At 48.8% G+C, this 17,187-nt stretch carries 13 protein-coding genes and 3 pseudogenes; 10 read left to right on the top strand and 6 right to left on the bottom strand.

Going from position 1 to position 17,187, the window contains the following annotated elements; genetic code table 11:
- Positions 1–322 precede the first annotated feature (322 nt).
- Together pcp and BMW94_RS09775 are read right to left on the bottom strand one after the other, a co-directional pair.
- Positions 323–943 carry a pyroglutamyl-peptidase I gene (gene pcp / locus BMW94_RS09780; RefSeq protein ID WP_175480639.1) on the bottom strand — a complete coding sequence of 207 codons (621 nt, stop codon included), beginning with the start codon at positions 941–943 and terminating at the stop codon, positions 323–325.
- A 17-nt stretch (positions 944–960) separates the two neighbouring features.
- Positions 961–1,965 carry a Gfo/Idh/MocA family protein gene (locus tag BMW94_RS09775; protein ID WP_090997667.1) on the bottom strand — a complete coding sequence of 335 codons (1,005 nt, stop codon included), beginning with the start codon at positions 1,963–1,965 and terminating at the stop codon, positions 961–963.
- A 228-nt stretch (positions 1,966–2,193) separates the two neighbouring features.
- On the opposite strand from BMW94_RS09775, the gene BMW94_RS09770 reads away from it, so the two are divergent.
- The 7 genes from BMW94_RS09770 (at position 2,194) to BMW94_RS09740 (ending at position 9,607) form a co-directional block, all read left to right on the top strand.
- Positions 2,194–2,934 (top strand): ABC transporter ATP-binding protein, encoded by a 741-nt coding sequence (locus BMW94_RS09770; protein WP_254790197.1) that lies wholly within the window; start codon positions 2,194–2,196, stop codon positions 2,932–2,934.
- A 9-nt stretch (positions 2,935–2,943) separates the two neighbouring features.
- A complete protein-coding gene (gene fetB / locus BMW94_RS09765) occupies positions 2,944–3,693 on the top strand; it encodes an ABC transporter permease (protein ID WP_064640349.1) in 750 nt (249 codons plus the stop codon).
- 33 nt (positions 3,694–3,726) lie between these two features.
- Positions 3,727–5,445: a helix-turn-helix domain-containing protein gene (locus BMW94_RS09760; protein WP_090997664.1), complete on the top strand. Its 1,719-nt coding sequence runs from the start codon at positions 3,727–3,729 to the stop codon at positions 5,443–5,445.
- A gap of 202 nt (positions 5,446–5,647) precedes the next feature.
- Entirely contained in the window at positions 5,648–6,619 is a 972-nt protein-coding gene (locus tag BMW94_RS09755; protein WP_064641087.1) for a FecCD family ABC transporter permease, read from the top strand.
- 2 nt (positions 6,620–6,621) lie between these two features.
- Complete coding sequence (locus BMW94_RS09750; protein WP_090997661.1) at positions 6,622–7,638, top strand: FecCD family ABC transporter permease; 1,017 nt, start codon at positions 6,622–6,624, stop codon at positions 7,636–7,638.
- A 90-nt stretch (positions 7,639–7,728) separates the two neighbouring features.
- On the top strand, positions 7,729–8,676 hold the full coding sequence (locus tag BMW94_RS09745) for an iron-hydroxamate ABC transporter substrate-binding protein (protein ID WP_090997658.1): 948 nt from the start codon (positions 7,729–7,731) through the stop codon (positions 8,674–8,676).
- Positions 8,677–9,154: 478 nt separating this feature from the next.
- Complete coding sequence (locus tag BMW94_RS09740) at positions 9,155–9,607, top strand: HEAT repeat domain-containing protein (protein ID WP_090997655.1); 453 nt, start codon at positions 9,155–9,157, stop codon at positions 9,605–9,607.
- Between the two features lie 351 nt (positions 9,608–9,958).
- Here BMW94_RS09740 and BMW94_RS09735 read toward each other — a convergent pair.
- The 3 pseudogenes from BMW94_RS09735 to BMW94_RS30905 form a co-directional block, all read right to left on the bottom strand.
- Positions 9,959–10,628: pseudogene (locus tag BMW94_RS09735) on the bottom strand (aldo/keto reductase).
- A gap of 53 nt (positions 10,629–10,681) precedes the next feature.
- Positions 10,682–11,105, bottom strand: a pseudogene (locus BMW94_RS09730) (NADAR family protein); the annotation flags it as partial.
- Positions 11,097–11,237: pseudogene (locus tag BMW94_RS30905) on the bottom strand (ADP-ribose pyrophosphatase); the annotation flags it as partial. The pseudogenes BMW94_RS30905 and BMW94_RS09730, both read right to left, overlap by 9 nt.
- Before the next feature lie 145 nt (positions 11,238–11,382).
- Here BMW94_RS30905 and BMW94_RS09720 point away from each other — a divergent pair.
- The 3 genes from BMW94_RS09720 (at position 11,383) to BMW94_RS09710 (ending at position 15,428) form a co-directional block, all read left to right on the top strand.
- Positions 11,383–11,817: a MarR family winged helix-turn-helix transcriptional regulator gene (locus tag BMW94_RS09720; RefSeq protein ID WP_175480638.1), complete on the top strand. Its 435-nt coding sequence runs from the start codon at positions 11,383–11,385 to the stop codon at positions 11,815–11,817.
- Between the two features lie 70 nt (positions 11,818–11,887).
- On the top strand, positions 11,888–13,609 hold the full coding sequence (locus BMW94_RS09715; protein ID WP_090997644.1) for an ABC transporter ATP-binding protein: 1,722 nt from the start codon (positions 11,888–11,890) through the stop codon (positions 13,607–13,609).
- The gene (locus BMW94_RS09710; RefSeq protein WP_175480637.1) at positions 13,593–15,428 is read left to right on the top strand and encodes an ABC transporter ATP-binding protein; all 1,836 of its coding nucleotides are present in this window, start codon (positions 13,593–13,595) and stop codon (positions 15,426–15,428) included. The genes BMW94_RS09715 and BMW94_RS09710 overlap by 17 nt, the downstream gene beginning before the upstream one ends.
- Positions 15,429–15,532: 104 nt before the next feature.
- Here the strand turns inward: BMW94_RS09710 and BMW94_RS09705 are convergent, their stop codons facing one another.
- Positions 15,533–17,104, bottom strand: coding sequence for an ATP-binding protein (locus BMW94_RS09705; protein WP_254790196.1), 1,572 nt, complete (start codon positions 17,102–17,104; stop codon positions 15,533–15,535).
- Positions 17,105–17,187: the final 83 nt, after the last annotated feature.

Below are 17,187 nucleotides of genomic sequence, written 5' to 3'. Positions count from 1 at the left end.
GACCTGCGTGTCCAAGGCGCTAACGAATCGTTAACACCTTATTGAGCAGAATCGAGCCGAATAGCAATAGCAACGAACCTCAGTCACGTTATTACGATAAATCTCAGCGCAAAGACATAAGAAACAGAATGAACGTCGAAATAACGCTTCTGGGGTTCGTAACATTCCAGTATCTATGGAATTCCGCCCATTAGCGTGGCTCCAGTTCGTTAAATAATACAAAGGGCAGTCCTATAAAGTCATATTCATGACCATAGGACTGCCCTTTGTAATTTATTTCAACAACAAATCGAACCTATACACAATGTTGATCCAAACTCCGTCACTCCGCCACTACCGTGCGAATCATAATCCGCAGAGCATCCAGCATCATGGGGATAGGGAGCGACGGCACGGAAGGCTGAAGCACAGCCATCTGTGTTGAAGCCGGAAAATGTACAAATCCGGCACGAATCGGAAGCTGTTTCACTCGGATATGATCCAGCACCCGGTACATCGTATTGTTGCAAATATACGTGCCTGCCGTATTGGACACCGCAGCCGGGATGCCTGCTGCCCCCATGTTATTCACCATCGCACGAATCGGCAATGTGGAGAACAGGCCGTCCGGGCTGCCTTCCACTATGAGCTCGTCCACGGGATGCTGCCCTTGGTTGTCCGCATAGGAGCCAGGAGGAATATCTTTGACATTAACAGCAATCCGTTCAGGTGTAATGGCTGTCCTACCTTTGGCCAGACCACAGGCGATGACAACATCCGGTTGATAGGATTCCATCTCTGCGATCAGCAGATCCGCACATTCATCGAAGTGCACAGGCAGCAGCACTCTTTTCAGCTCTGCTCCCTCTATCACTTCATGCGCAAGTGCCTCCATCAGTTCTCCCGTCGGATTCACCGTATCCCCGCCAAAAGGTTCAAATCCGGAAATCAGAATTTTCACCATCGCATTTCCACTCCTGTCTATTTCTCGGATTTGTAACGCAGGCCCCACTGCCCACGAATCGTGTCCATCAACTTCATAATTTCCAGGGATTCGTCCAGTTGGATCGTTCTGCTCTCCGTACGTCCTTCCAGAATGCAGCGACCTGCTTCCTCCGCTTCAAACGCATAACCAATACACGTCCGGTCATCGATAAATGTCTCCGGTTCGTCCTGACCGTTCACATGAAGATAAGCTTCTTTGCCTGCCAGGAAAAGTGGTAAACGAATGTACCCTTCCGTGCCATATACGACCGCTTCGTTACTCAGGTTAAGACGAATGGCCCCGTTCAGCGATGCAGAACGACCTTCCGAATAAGACAACAGTACGGAGAACTGTTCATCCACACCCGTCTGTCCAATGTTCGCAGTACTCCACACATGCTGAGGCTGCTCGCCAAAAATCATGGACGCGAAGGAGATCGGATATACCCCTGCATCAAGCAAAGCCCCACCACCCAGATCCGGGTTAAGCAACCTGCCTTCCGGCTCCCAGCCTACGCGGAAACCAAAGTCTGCTTTGACCAAACGTACCTCGCCGATTCTGCCTTCCGCAATCCAAGCTCTGGCTTGGGTAATTGGTGGCAGAAAGCGTGTCCACATGCCTTCCATGAGAAAAAGATTGCGCTCACGCGCCTTCTCCACCAATTGCTCCAGCTGACGGGCATTCATCGTAAACGGTTTCTCACAAAGTACTGCTTTACCCGCTTCCAGACAAGCAAGTACATTTTCCTTATGTAACGGATGCGGTGTTGCCACATAAATAATGTCCACTTCAGGGTCCTGCAGCATCTCATCATATGAACCGTAAGCGTATGCAAAACCATATTCAGCTGCAAACTTCTCTGCGCTTTCAGATGTTCGTGAACCCACCGCCGCTTTTACGGCGTTTCCGGCATGCTCCAGATCTCGTGCGAACTGGGATGCTATCCATCCCGTACCCATAATGCCCCAATTCACCTTGTCCCGTCCAACCACTTTCGTCATCGTAAAGCCTCCCCTGATATCAACATATTTTAAAAAGATCACGATCTCGATTAGGCCAACACGGAGTCTTCTTTATTTTACCAAAAAGAACCGCTTGCGTCAGACCCGTTTCATCTTTCACATTCCATGTTGTCATTTCAATGATCTAATTGAGATTCACTCTCATTTCAATTTTTTCGTATTTTTGCTAAGATGATTGCAGATCACGGATGAAAGGACGACCCGACTTTGTCCACACTTTTAACCATTGATAATCTAGTAAAACGTATCGGTTTAACCGAGCAGCGTATTTTATTTGAACATGTGAACGCAGAAGTGGATCAGGGAGAACGTATTGCCATACTCGGTGCATCCGGCCAAGGGAAGAGCACATTGCTCCGCATTCTCGCCCTGCTGGATATTCCTGATGAAGGAGACCTGATCTGGAAAGGAATTTCTTATCGGGATTCGGACCCTCGTATCTGGCGTACACGCATGACTTATGTCGCACAGCAAGCTGTCATGCTGGCAGGCAGTGTGGAAGATAACCTGAAAACAGTGCATCTGCTTCACAAGCAGCCATACGATCAGGATCTCGCCCGACGCCTGCTTACAGGTATGGGATTAGAGAATCTTGATATTCATAAGCGGGCCATCGACCTCTCCGGTGGGGAGAAACAGCGCATAGCTCTTATTCGTTCCATGATACTGCGTCCTGAGGTCCTGCTGCTGGATGAAGTGACTGCTTCCCTGGATCGGACCAACGCACGCCTGGTGGAAGAGCAATTGACCCGCTGGAGCCAGCAGGAAGGTACTTCGCTCGTCTGGGTTACCCATGATCAGGAACAGGCACAATCATTCAGTACAACCACCTGGTTTATGGGCAATCAGACACTGCTGGAGCGCCAGCCGACAGCTCATTTTTTTGACAATCCGGCCACGGACCTGGCCAGACAATTCATTATGCACCCTGCCCCTGCGGCAGAATAAGGAGAAATCATGTCACTCATCGCTCTGAGTTTTACCATTATATTTGTGATGGTCACCATGCTCATCTCTGTCTGGCAGAAGCTTGATCTGGAAAAGGATATTGCTATAGGCACCGTTCGTTCCGCTGTACAGCTGTTGCTTGTCGGATATGTACTTCAATTTATATTTAACTCGGACCACCCCGTTCTTATCATTGCCATTGTCGGATTCATGATTATCGTAGCCTCCATTAATGCTGGCAAACGTGGCAAAGGACTTCGCTGGATTTCCTTATATATTGCGGCTGCAATTACGGTCACGGAGCTGCTCATGATGGGGCTCTTGCTAGGCCTGGGTATTGTAGAGCCTACTCCCCAATACATTATTCCATTGAGTGGGATGACCATCGGGAATGCCATGGTAGTGTCCGGGCTGTTCCTGAATCAGATGAAACGCGAGGTCGAATCCTCCAAAGGAGAGATTGAATCCCTGCTTGCATTGGGCGCAACGCCAAGACGTGCTTTTCAGGACGTATTGAAACGTTCCGTAAAATCCAGCATGATCCCCACGATCGATGGCATGAAAACGGTAGGACTCGTACAGCTGCCTGGTATGATGACAGGCATGATTATTGCGGGTGCTGATCCGGTTGAGGCCGTGCGTTACCAGATTCTGATCGTGTTTGCTTTTACCAGCTCAGCCGCCATTACCAGCATTCTACTCAGCATGATGACGTACCGACAGTGGTTCACATCGGATATGCGGCTGCGCTCGCTATGATATATCAACCTCGCGAGGAAAGGAGGTCACACCATGTTAACCCATCCAAGCACCAATAATAACGGCAATACCTCCCACACGTTGACCCAACCGGATCAGCCGAAACGCACTGATGAATCCATGACACGAACGGAAATGGATGCTTTTCTGAACGATGCGCTGCTCGAATTGCGTCAGGCAGAGCTGGTTACCGTGAATACGCATTGGCAATGGAGTCAGTCTGAGCTCCCTCACCATACCTTTGTCTACATGCACAAATTCACGGGCAAGCTGGTAGCGAACGGAATCGAATCCCTTGTGACTCGTAAATCCGCCTTCTTGTCTACACCGGGAACTTCTCTGGAGCTTTTCTCTGATGCTGACCATGAGATTGAATTGTATATCATTCATTTCGATCTGTTTCGGGTTGCTGAGAAAACGAAAGAACGGCGAATATATGTGCGAGAGCTTGGTTCACCTGTAACTGGGTGGATTCAGGGCCCTTACTATGGGATACAGCGAATTGCCGCACAATTAACAACAGAAGCTTCACAGACCAGCCTGAAAGTGCAGCTGCTTCTGACCGATCTGCTTCATACGCTCTGGCCGCAGGAAGGTCAGGAGCATGCGGAAGCACAGGACGAGCCTGAACAGTGGCTCAGATCCACCTTGCAGTATATGCGGGAAAACTATATGAACGAAATCAAGCTGGAGAAGCTGGCCGAACTGGCAGGTATGCATCCGTCGTATTATTCACAGCTGTTTAAGAGCCGGATGCAGAAAAATCCTATCGAATATATCACTCATTTACGAATGAATCGGGCCAAGGAATGGCTCATGACTTCAGATCTGCGTATTCGTGATGTAGCCCGCCAGGTAGGCTATCGGGACGAATTCTATTTCAGCCGCCGCTTCAGGAACCATGCCGGTTACGCGCCAACTTCCTATGCCAAGCAGGTACATCGAAATATCGTCTCACTCTCCTATCCTTACACCGATCATCTAATGACGCTTGGCATCACACCATGCGCAGCGCAGATCCAGGGCCATCTGCCCCATGTTCCCAAATCGTTGACATTGCCATTCCATGCCTATGAACCATGGGAACAGGGACGTCAGGCATTTCTTGATGTGAATCCCGACTTGATTCTAACCAAGGACAACGCCGCCGCTAAGGCGATGGAACATATCGGAGATGTAGCTCCAATCATTACCGTCCCTTGGAATCAGACAGACATGTTTGGTCATTTGCAGAAAATAGCCTCTATCGTGGATCGTACTCAAGCGGCTAAGGAGTGGCTGGATCGGCATGAGCGTAAGGCGGAGCGGGCTCGCAAAAAGATCAGAGATACAGCAGGTCAGGTCACCGTCGCGATCTGTACCTTAACTGCAAAAGGACCGCGTATGTACAGCAATCGTAACTTCGGTCATGTATTTTACCGCAGCCTGCAGCTGTCACCTCCAGATCGAATTCAGAAAGAACTGACAGGCAAACCTGACGGTGTGGGATTCAACTGGATGTCTTTCACGCCTGGAGAATGGGATGGCCTCGAAGCGGATGTGCTGCTGATTGCGGTTACGTCCATGCACGAACGTACTACTCTGTTACAGCAGATTACTGTTGATCCGTTGTGGAAAAGCTATCCTGCGGTAAAAGCTGGACGCGTTCATGTCATAGACTGGAATTCATGGGTGGTATATGCTCCTTATTCCATCAACATCCAGCTCGATGAAGCGCTCTCTATGTTGACGAACAAACCAGCATTTCTGTAATCTAAAAAATGTCCATCTCTAAAATCTTAATTTATGCCATGTACGGGCCTGAATTAAGATTTTATAATGTTCACTAATTGATAATGATAATCAATAACAACAGCAAAGCGTTGTTGGTAACAAAGGAGTGACCCGCATTCAACATCCGGGACTGTCACAACGTCCGTCCAAATCAAGAAAATCCGCAGTGACGGTTGGCCTGATGTTTTTGGCGGCCATTGCCGCACTGCTGCTTAGTATGTTTGTCGCCATTTCTCTTGGTGCCAAGGGGCTGACACTGGAGACCGTGTGGACTGCCATATTTCAGTACAACCCGGCTTTGACGCCGCATCAGATTATTCACGAGCTAAGGCTGCCACGTGTCATTGCTGCTGCTGTGATTGGCGCAGCCTTTGCTGTAGCTGGAGCGCTCATGCAGGGAATCACACGTAATCCGCTGGCAGACACCGGCATTCTGGGGATCAATGCGGGCGCTACCTTTGTCGTGGCGCTCAGCTTCGCCTTCTGGCCAGGATTGCCTTATGGCTGGATTATGTTCCTGTCATTTGTAGGGGCTGTGCTTGGCACGCTGCTCATTTTCCTGCTGGGCATGGCGGCACCCGGAGGACTGACGTCCATCAGGCTTACCGTTGCGGGTGCCGTTATTGCAGCCATGCTGAGTTCGCTTAGCACCGGTGTCGCCATATATTTTGACTTGAGCCAGGATTTGGCCTTCTGGTATGCGGGTGGTTTCGGGGGGATTGAATGGCGGCATCTGAAGCTGATTCTGCCTGTTCTGCTCGTTACTCTGGTGCTCACTTTGCCTATGGCCCGTCGGATATCTCTCATGTCGCTAGGAGAAGAAGTTGCGATTAATCTCGGAATCAACCTCCGCTGGACCAGACTGTTTGCCTTGACGGCGGTTGTTGTGCTGGCTGGCGTATCCGTTTCTGCTGTAGGCTCGATCGGCTTTGTTGGGCTGGTTATACCACATATTTCTCGCAAATTGGTTGGCGTGGATTATCGACTCATCATTCCGATGTCCTCCCTGCTCGGAGCCGTCTTGCTGGTACTCGCCGATCTGGGATCACGCATTGTGAACCCGCCTCAAGAACTGGCTGTAGGCATTATGGTTGCCTTTGTCGGTGTACCTTTCTTCCTCTATCTGGCCCGTAAAGAAAGGAGGGCCCTATAGCGATGAACACCAATACACCTTCACGAGGCAAACGTTCCATAGCGGTCAGCGTTGCGCTGCTCTGTATCGCCTGTGCCGTTATCATTATCAGCCTCAACTCGGGAACCATTCGCTTGTCACCAATAGCCGTGCTTCACACCCTGCTTGGCTATGGCACGCCGGATGATCAGATTGTATTGTTCGACTATCGACTGCCACGTATTCTGGTTACTGTACTCGCCGGAGCGGGACTCGGTGTTGCCGGTGCTGCACTGCAAGGCATTACACGCAATCCGTTGGCCGATCCGGGCATCCTCGGCTTGCATGCAGGAGCGGCTTTTGGATTGATGGTATTCGTAAGCTTCTCCCATTCCATGAATGGTTCGGTGGCCTTGATGATTCCGCTGTTTGCTTTTGCAGGCAGTGTCGCCGCGGCGTTGATTATCATGCTGCTATCCTATGACCGACATAACGGAGTATCCCCCATTAAGCTTATTCTGGTGGGCATTGCCGTAGCAGCCGGGTTCCATGCCCTGACGCTCTATCTGTCCCTGCGTTTGGATGAAGACACCTATTCCTTCGCCGCCCGCTGGCTGGCAGGTAGCGTCTGGGGCAGAGACTGGGTACATGTCCAGGCGCTGCTTCCATGGATTGTGCTGTGCATCTCGTACATATGGAGCCGCTCCAAAACGCTGGATGCCTTCAATCTGGGAGATGCTGCCGCGACCAGTATTGGTACACCCGTCAGATCCCAACGTGTTATTTTGCTATTGTGCACGGTAGCATTGTCTGCCGTCAGTGTGTCCATGGCTGGCGGGATCGGATTCATTGGTCTGGCGGCGCCGCATCTGGCCCGCAGACTGGTTGGCCCGATGCATCGCCATCTGACCCCAGCCGCCGGACTCATCGGCATGGTGATCCTGGTTGCTGCCGATACGGTCGGGCGAACGATCTTTCAGCCCAATTCCATTCCGGCAGGCGTTGTGGTCGCGGCGATCGGCGCACCTTACTTTTTATACCTGCTGGTACGAACCAAGTAATAAATTTATCGGAACAATCCGAATAGGTTCACCGTTACACCCAACATAAAAACGACATCCATGAGATGTTCAAGGAGATTGAGATTACCCATGTTAAAGAAAAACCTTATGCTCTTCATGAGCATCTGTCTGGTGCTTGTACTCGCAGCCTGCGGGAACGCCAATAATTCATCCTCTGCGTCGGAAAGTTCTACTACGGACACTTCGAACGCTACACAGGATACCAATTCCGCTTCCGGAGATCAACGCATCGCATCCATGTCGATCCATCTGACCAATGACCTGCTGTCTCTCGGCATTACACCGGTTGGTTCGGTGATCGGCGGGGAAGCCAAAGCCTTCCTGTCCCATGTTGCTGACCGTCTTCAAAATACAACGCCGCTCGGTCCCGTTAAAGACCCGGATATGGAAGCCTTGCTTGCCCTGAAACCGGATGTCATCTACCTGGACGAAGAATTCTCCGGAGATGATATTGCCAAATTCGAGAAAATTGCTCCTGTACACGTCTTCAATCTGGATGATGGCACTTGGCGCGACCACCTGAAGGACATTGGTAAACTGGTCAATCGCGAGAAAGAAGCCGAGCAATACATTCAGGATTATGCAACTGAAACGGAAGAAGTGAAATCCCTGATTCACGATACAATCGGTGACGGCACCGTAATGGCGATCCGTGTTACCGCCAAAGAATTGCGTGTATTCAGTACACGCCGTCCCATGGGCCCGATTTTGTATGAAGATCTGGGGTTAACTCCAGCTAAAGGCATTGAGGAATTCGATTCTTCCAAACCGTATCAAGTTGTTTCACGTGAAATACTGCCGGACTTTGATGCAGATGCGATCTTCGTTGTTGTGAACTCGGATGATGAAGCTCAGAACATGTTCAAAGAACTGCAAAACAATCCGATCTGGCAAGGACTGAAGGCTGTCAAAGCAGGCCATGTCTACCCGATCGGCGCTCAACCTTGGCTGGACTATTCTTCAATCGGCAATAAAATGGCTATGGATGAAGCCAAAGAAATGTTTTCTAAGAAATAAAATGATCCTTACGCACAACATATAAATAAAACACCAAAAACCTCTCTTTGTAGATAGGAACAGAGTCAGCTAACATGCTCTCTCTCCATCCGCTCAAAGCAGAGGTTTTTGTATTCAAATTGGTAGCCCTGTACTCGATTTGCTTCCCATTTACGGATCTCAGCATGCGTTTGGTTTTGTTTTATGTGGACTGATTGGTTGGGTGTACACGGTATGAGTGATTACATACAAAAACAAGCGGCCTTCATCCTCAGTCCCATTGAACTCAGGATGAAGGCCACTTATCCGTAGTCAAGCTGGATGGAACACAATAATTTTCATCCTGTTGCCCTTGCAAAAACATGAATTGGTGAATGTGATGTTTAGGCTAACCAATCGGCTTTGATGAAGTAGTTTAGCCAGATTCGTGCTATAATGGTGTTCACCTGATTAACATTCATCATTCTGCCGAGATGGCGATGATTAAGGAGATTGAACTTTGACGAACAACCATGATGTTGGAGCAGTTAACGAACTACCGGAAAACTTTGAAGAGCTTAAACGAGCGGCTAATCGGTCGGCAAGCTGGAGAGACAGACTGAATGCGGTGAATGAATTGGGAAACTGGGATACAGTCCCTACCATACAGTTGCTTCATTATCTTTTGAAAAGTGATCAAGTGTTTCAAGTGCGCGAAGCCGCATATCTCAAGCTTAAGCAGTTGGATGAAGATGTACAAATGCCTGCCAAAAACAAAGGTGATCTGTTTAAAGGTCTTAACAAAATTTTGCTGCGAATCAAAAAAAGCCTTCCTGACGGTCACACATTTGAGCAATTTAAGGAAAAATTGCAAAAGACACGTCTGGATATCTACGATACTTACGAGGGCGACAAAGATGCTGAGTTCGACTCCTGGCTCCATGGAATTTGGGAGACACTAGGCAGAAGATAGCCGCCGTTTAAGCTATAATGTAGTCTTTGCACAGTCTCCATCGGGCTGATTTAACATTGTAACTTTAACTCGATCCTTTGCTTGATCACGATCGCTATTATACCGTTCACCGTATAATAGCTGAGTACAAAGCCACTCCAGAAAAATGGAGTGGCTTCTTTATATTTCACCGTGACCTGCTGTCAAGAAAATCAATCCGACGCATTGCTCGCTCATCATGAACATCAAAGCTTTCAAAAACAAACACCTTTTGTGGCTCCCCTTTCGTGGGAGTTACCATGCATCAACTCTTCATGCATCGTATCCATGAAGAGTTCAATACATAGGATTCGTTGTATAGATGTGTCCAATTTATACTAATGGATGTGGTACATAAAGTTCTTCTAAACTGGTAATTTCTTCAGGTGTCAATTTAACCGACAACGCCGAAACGGCATCTTCGAGATGGCTGGTCTTGGTCGAACCGATAATTGGGGCGGTGATCTCTTCTTTTTGCAGCAACCATGCAAGAGCAACCTGTGCGCGTGGAATTCCTTGGTTAGCAGCCACTTCCGCAACTCTCTCAGCTACTTTACGATCAGCTTCTTCCGTTTTAATAAACAACGCTTTAGCTATCTGGTCATTCTCGGATCGTGAGGTCCGTTCATTCCAATCCCTAGTTAACCGGCCTGCAGCCAAAGGCAGGTAAGGAGTGACGCCAACTCCCTCGTCTCTGCAAAGGGGAAGCATTTCTCTTTCTTCTTCCCGGTAGAGCAGGTTTAATCTATTCTCCATAGAGACGAACCGTGTCCAACCCTTTGCGCATCGGAACAAATACCTTTGTAGCTATGACGACTTCGTCACGATGAGCGAAGTCCTTTAAGGCACGCCCAAGGATTTCTTCGCTTGTTCCGTCGGAATACATGTTGGCGGTACTGAAAAAGTTGATGCCCAATTCGAGTGCCCTCTTAATAATCAGTCTGCTGTGCTCCTCATCCAGAGACCATGGAGTATTGCCGCGTTCAGGTACACCGAAACTCATGGTTCCAAGGCTTAACTTCGAAACCTCTACGATTGTTGTTCTGAATATTGTTCTTATGTTGTTGATCGTTCATCTTCATCACTTCCTATATTCTCTCTAAGACGAGTGAGGATCTCACCCAGCCAATTGGTTCCCCGCCACGTTCTTCTATCACGAATGCGCGGGTCTTCTTCCGCCAGTCCAACACCCCAGATGCGATCATCCGGGCTTGCCTCCACAAGGGTCGTGCCGCGGGTGGCGAGCAGTGTGGTCAGCAATTGTTCGTTTTGAGTGAATTTGGCTTCGTTGCCCTCATACTCAATGCATTTTGCACTCCGCTTCCCATACAGCCTGGTCGAATCCTGCGACCTGTCTGCCCAGCTTTTTTTGTACAGATACGGAGCTTGCTTTCAGGATCTTATCTGCAATAATCTGATCACCGAACAGCAGTGCTTTCTGGTACATCATATATTGCTCTGCACTGTTGTATTGATGTCCGGCATTCCCTGCATACTCCCCCGTTTCGATGACCCCATCGGCGATTTTGCGCCGGAAAGCAGCAGCCAGCAGTTTTTTGCCACTGATGGTCTCGTATACTTTCTGAAGAGCGGTCAGCGTGAACGTCTCCGGCCTGCGTCAATATTTTCCTTCTCCTTGAAAAATTCATTATGGCTCACTAATACATACTTCCTGTGGATGTCAAAAATCACTTGACGATATGTCAAATGAAACTTATCATTTAGTTAGTCGACTAATTAAAAGGATGGAAGCGCTTATGAAATCAGATCGAAATGAACGATTACTGGGCCAATTATCAGAACTCGTCAAGCTACAGCGTTACAAGGTCCATGAGAAGCTTGTCAACCACCCTGAGTTATACCCTGGACAACCGCCGCTGCTATTCCAGCTTGAACGGGAAGATGGCCAGACCCAGAAACATCTGGCCGAACAGCTTCGCCGCGCCCCTGCAACGGTAACGGTAATGCTGAAACGCATGGAAAGCTCGGGGTTTATACGGCGTGAAGCCGACCCGAAGGATCTGCGCAGTCTGCGTGTCTACCTGACCGACCAGGGCCGTGCTGCTCTTAAGGAACTGAGAGAAGTATTCCAGGAGCTTGATCGCCAAGCCCAGAAGGATTTTACACCTGAAGAATCGCAGCTGATGTCAGCGCTCGCCCAGCGCATGGTTCAGAATCTGCGAGAATATTAATCAAAATTCAATTGTCTTCATCAATAGTTGCAACATGATTATTTCATATCAAATGAGGTGATTTTTCCCATTGTGGACGTTAAAACGATTTCTTACCCCGTATAAGTCAGCGGCCATTCTTGCTCCGCTGCTCATGGTCCTTGAGGTTGCCATGGATCTGCTTCAACCCAAGCTGATGTCCAGCATTGTGGATGATGGTGTTCTTGCAGGGAACCTGTCCCACATCGTGACTACAGGTTTATTTATGCTTCTTTTTGCGTTAATCGGATGGGTTGGCGGTGCAGGATGTACGCTATTTTCAAGCAAAGCTGCCGTTGGATACGGCACCGATCTGCGCCAGGAATTGTTTGATCACATCCAGAAGTTCTCGTTCCGTAATCTGGATACCTTCCAGGAGGGCTCGCTCATCACTCGCCTGACGAGTGATATTACTCAGATGCAGACCTTTGTACAGATGCTTCTGCGTATGTTTATCCGTTCGCCGATGCTGATTATCGGCAGTATTATTATGGCGTTTACGATCAGTGTCAAACTGGCGCTCATTCTCATTTTGTCCGTTCCGATTCTGTTTATCATCTTATATATCCTGATATCTGCTTCCTATCCGCTGTTCGCCAGTGTTCAGAACAAGCTAGACAAGGTGAACGCGGTTCTTCAGGAGAATCTGGCCGGCATTCGTGTCGTCAAAGCTTTTGCACGCGCACGTCAGGAGAAGAAGCGTTTCCAGCAAGCCAATGAAGACTATACCCATACAGCGGTGAAAGCCTGGCGCATCGTATCGCTGAATGCACCGGTATTAAGCCTGATGCTGAATGCGACCATTGTAGCGGTGCTGTGGTTTGGGGGCTTTCAGGTGGTGGGAGGCGATATTGCCGCCGGGGATTTGATTGCTTTTATCAACTACGTAACGGTTGTACTCTCGTCGCTGACTTCAATCGGCATGATGATGATGAGCTTCTCCCGCGCCAAGGTATCTGCAACACGCATCAACGAGGTGCTTCACACCCAGCCTGATATTCAATCGGGAGATGATATGTCTCGTAAAGGAGCAGGTCAGGTGGAATTCAGGGACGTCTACTTCCGCTATGATGGAGAACATACCCTCTCCAGAATTACACTGACGGCTCGGCCGGGAGAAAAAGTGGCCCTGCTCGGATCTACAGGATCAGGCAAAACCTCACTTGTACAGCTGATCCCCCGCTTGTATGATGCCTCACAGGGTGAAGTGCTCGTGAATGGAGTGAACGTGCGTAACTGGGATCTCCAGGATCTTCGCAGCCGTGTGTCCATCGTATTACAGGAGTCCATCCTGTTCAGTGGCAGCATTCGTGATAACATCTGCTTCGGCAGACCTGATGCAACGGAAGCTGAACTGCGTACCGCAGCTCAAGCGGCGGCGGCTGATGATTTTATTATGAATCTGAAAGACGGATATGACACGGAGCTGGGTCAGCGTGGGGTCAATCTCTCGGGTGGGCAGAAACAGCGGATTTCTATTGCCCGTGCCCTGCTCATGCAACCGGAGGTTCTGATTCTGGACGACAGCACCAGTGCCGTCGATCTGCGTACCGAAGCAAGCATTCAAAAGGCGCTGCATTCACTAATGAGAAATAGCACCACCTTCTTGATTGCACAACGGATCTCTTCTGTACAGGATGCAGACTGTATTTACGTGCTTGATGAAGGAGAAATCGTGGCAAGCGGTACACATGCACATCTCATGGCCCATTCATCACATTACCAATCCATCTATTATTCGCAGCAACGGAAGGAGGATGTTCAATTTGGCTAAAAATACTTCTTCCTCCATCCATCAGACCGTTGTCCCACCAATGATCGGAAGACCTGGGCCACCCGGCCGAGGTCCGGTTCCCAAAGTAAGAGCCAAGAACGCCCGGCACGCCATCATTCGAGTATGGTCATACATGGGACGTCATCGCAAAGGGGTTATCACTGCTCTGGTACTGACGGCTCTTGGGACATTACTTAATCTGGCAGGACCTTATCTGCTCGGCCGTGCGGTCAATGAACATATCGTTCCCAAAATTACGGACGGTCTGCTGAAAGACTGCATGTTATTGCTGACCGTATACGTCCTCGGCTCGTTCATGATGTGGGCTCAATCCTATGTCATGATCGGTGTTTCCCAACTGACCGTAAAAGATCTGCGCCATGCTCTGTTTTCACGGCTGCAGCAGCTGCCGATCAGCTTTTTTGACAAAAATCAGAGCGGTGATCTGATGAGCCGCGCTACCAATGATATCGATAACGTGTCCACGACGCTGAATCAAAGTGTAACCCAACTGATGTCCAGCGCCATCTTGCTGGTTGGCTCCCTGTCGATTATGTTAGCCCTGGATGTCCGACTGACACTGCTCAGTCTGGTGACGGTTCCCTTGATTACGATTGCCACTCGGCTGATCGCTTCAAGAACACGCAAACATTTCACCGCCCAGCAAAAGCTGCTTGGTGAGCTTAATGGCTACGCTCAGGAAACCATTGCCGGACAAAAGGTGGTTGCAGCCTATAATCGTCAGGAGCAGGCACAAAAACATTTTCAAAATCTGAACGAGAAGCTTCGCACATCCAGTACCCAAGCTCAAAGCGTATCAGGTCTGGTCGGGCCAACGATGAATGTCATGAACAATATCGGCTTTGCCATACTGGCAGCCGTAGGTGGATGGATGGCTTATCACGAACTGACGTCCATCGGGCTAATTGTAAGTTTCCTTGCTTACTCCCGCCAGATTGAGCGGCCCATCAATGATTTGGCAAACCAGTACAATCTAATTCAGGCAGCTATTGCAGGTGCCGAGCGCGTATTCCACATTATCGATACACCAAGTGAATACGTGGAAGAACAGAAGAAACAACTGCAGCAGATCCAGGGTAAAGTTGTATTTGAAGATGTATCCTTTGGGTATAACTCCGAGAGGGAAATCTTGAAAAAGGTCAGCTTCACTGCCAAGCCAGGCGAGATGATTGCACTTGTCGGCCCTACGGGAGCGGGTAAAACAACCATCATCAACCTGCTGCCCCGTTTTTACGAGATTACGGGCGGACGGATAACCATTGATGGCTGTGACATCTCCGAATTGGAGAAAGACCAGCTAAGGCGCGAACTTGGCATTGTGTTACAGGATGCCTATCTGTTCTCCGGCACCATTCGTGACAATATTGCCTACGGCAAACCGGATGCAACGGACGAACAGATTCAGCAAGCAGCGAAGTTGGCAAATGCCCACTCCTTCATCCGCAAATTATCGCAGGGCTACGATACCCCGATCATTTCCGGTGGCAGCAATCTGAGTCAGGGACAGCGACAACTGTTAACCATTGCTCGTGCCATTCTCGCTGATCCCGCGATTCTTATTCTGGATGAAGCGACCAGCAGCATCGATACACGCACCGAAATGCAGATTCAAGAAGCGATGCGCACCTTGATGAAGGATCGCACCAGCTTCGTCATTGCCCACAGGCTGAGTACCATCCGTGAGGCCGATCAGATTCTCGTCATTGATGAGGGCAAAATTGCCGAACGAGGCAGCCATGAGGAGTTGATGCAACAGCAAGGTTTCTATTATCAGTTACATCAGGGACAGCTTACCTGATTGGGGTCCGTGTTCATGATTGATCAAAACACAGCACCACAAACAAAAACGCCGCAAACGGTTCTTCTGGAACCCGAATGCAGCGTTTTTGTTTGTTGTTGGAATTAAGCTCCCATAGGCAAATGAAGCGTGAATGTAGAGCCAATCCCCATTTCACTATGAACGGTAATTTTGCCATGATGATCCTGAGCGATTTTCTGACAGAGTGCCAGTCCAAGTCCTGTACCTTCTTCCTTGGTCGTATAGAACGGATTAAAGATCGTCGCCAGAGAGTTCTCTGGAATGCCGCTGCCTGTATCGGTAATTGAGATAAGCGCTTTATCTCCATCATGTAACAGATCAATATGCACCTCACCAGGGTCTGCCATCGCTTCAAAAGCATTACGGATCAGGTTGATTAGAACCTGTACGATCTTGTCCCGATCCATGTTAACCACAACTGGCTCCCCAGTCATTTCAAGTGTAATTCGGTGGCCCCGTGATGCTGCATCCGACTCGGTTAACGACATGACACGTTCGAGACATTGCCCTATTCGTTCAGGTTTCATGTGATTGGTGTGTGGTTTGGAAAACTGTAAAAACTCAGCCGTTAGCTCCGTTACCCGTGTAATCTCACCCATGATAACTTCATACCACGGAGCGATATTGAATGCCTGTCCGCGTGACAGCTGCAGGAATCCGCGAATGGCAGTCAGCGGGTTACGAATTTCGTGAGCCATGCCAGCCGCCAGTTCACCTACGGCTCGGAGTCTTTCAGAACGGAAGACCTCCTCTTCATTTTTTAACCATTTATTGCGTTGCTGCTGAAATAACCTGTCCTCCGCCACCGTAATAAAGTGCTGTAACGTCTCCGACATTCCCGGATACAGGGAAATACTGTAGTTCACCTGCAACCCCCGCAACTCCCCTGACAGCAGTGACGACATGCGTTCTTCAATATTTTGTATTTCAGGCAAAATGACGGCATAGCGATCTCCTGCATAGCGGGATATACCGTATGCATCTGAAAACTGTGTCGTAATAATTTCGCCTGTATTTCCGATTACGCTGCACCAGTTGTCTTCGACCTCTTTGTCAAACCCGTTAAAATTCTGAATATTCAGGATAATCAGTAGAAAGGAGCGGTGCTCCTCCACCGTTTTATTAAGAGCATCCATGTAACCTTCGTAATTCAGCAACCCGGTGAGCGGGTCATGGAGGGTAAGAAAGTGATTTTTCTCCCGAAGCCTGCGCTTCTCTGCCTCACTATTAATCAGGGTATGATAAAAAAATATAATGACAATCGCCGTTAACATGTCAAACAGGGATACCAGCAAAGCATATGTATCAATCGGTACATAGGAAAGCCGAATCACTGTATATTCGAGCAATAGCAGCATCGAAATGGGTAACGTCTGCGCAACACGTTGTTTATTTTGAATCATCAACATGATCAGCAGATAATATAACAATTCGCACCAGTTCAGTTCACTGAAATAATGGAATATGCCGAGAAAAATCCAATGGATGTTACGCAAAGCAGGATAACGTTTCTCCCCATATATACTCGCTACAAATAACACACCAGCACATATCATTAATGCGAGATGGGGAGTAAGCCCTAGAAAATAAGAGGACAGGATAACAAGCAGACATCCCAGCGGGAAAATAAGCATTTTCATCGTGTAACTTAGCAAAAAGCCTCGCCCCCTTTGACATTTTACTCACATCAAATACCTCAATTACATGTATTATATCGATTATGTTTAGCTAATGTTGT

This window comes from Paenibacillus sp. OK003 (assembly GCF_900109515.1).
Taxonomy (GTDB): domain Bacteria; phylum Bacillota; class Bacilli; order Paenibacillales; family Paenibacillaceae; genus Paenibacillus; species Paenibacillus marchantiae.
Note: the sequence above shows the minus strand (reverse complement) of the source record. Positions and strands in the feature narration are given on the sequence as shown.

Bases quoted from the DNA above. Each gene is read 5' to 3' on its own strand.
- pcp (WP_175480639.1), bottom strand. From the start codon at position 943: ATGGTGAAAATTCTGATTTCCGGATTTGAACCTTTTGGCGGGGATACG.
- BMW94_RS09775 (WP_090997667.1), bottom strand. From the start codon at position 1,965: ATGACGAAAGTGGTTGGACGGGACAAGGTGAATTGGGGCATTATGGGT.
- fetB (WP_064640349.1), top strand. From the start codon at position 2,944: ATGTCACTCATCGCTCTGAGTTTTACCATTATATTTGTGATGGTCACC.
- BMW94_RS09760 (WP_090997664.1), top strand. From the start codon at position 3,727: ATGTTAACCCATCCAAGCACCAATAATAACGGCAATACCTCCCACACG.
- BMW94_RS09755 (WP_064641087.1), top strand. From the start codon at position 5,648: ATGTTTTTGGCGGCCATTGCCGCACTGCTGCTTAGTATGTTTGTCGCC.
- BMW94_RS09750 (WP_090997661.1), top strand. From the start codon at position 6,622: ATGAACACCAATACACCTTCACGAGGCAAACGTTCCATAGCGGTCAGC.
- BMW94_RS09745 (WP_090997658.1), top strand. From the start codon at position 7,729: ATGTTAAAGAAAAACCTTATGCTCTTCATGAGCATCTGTCTGGTGCTT.
- BMW94_RS09720 (WP_175480638.1), top strand. From the start codon at position 11,383: ATGAAATCAGATCGAAATGAACGATTACTGGGCCAATTATCAGAACTC.
- BMW94_RS09710 (WP_175480637.1), top strand. From the start codon at position 13,593: ATGTTCAATTTGGCTAAAAATACTTCTTCCTCCATCCATCAGACCGTT.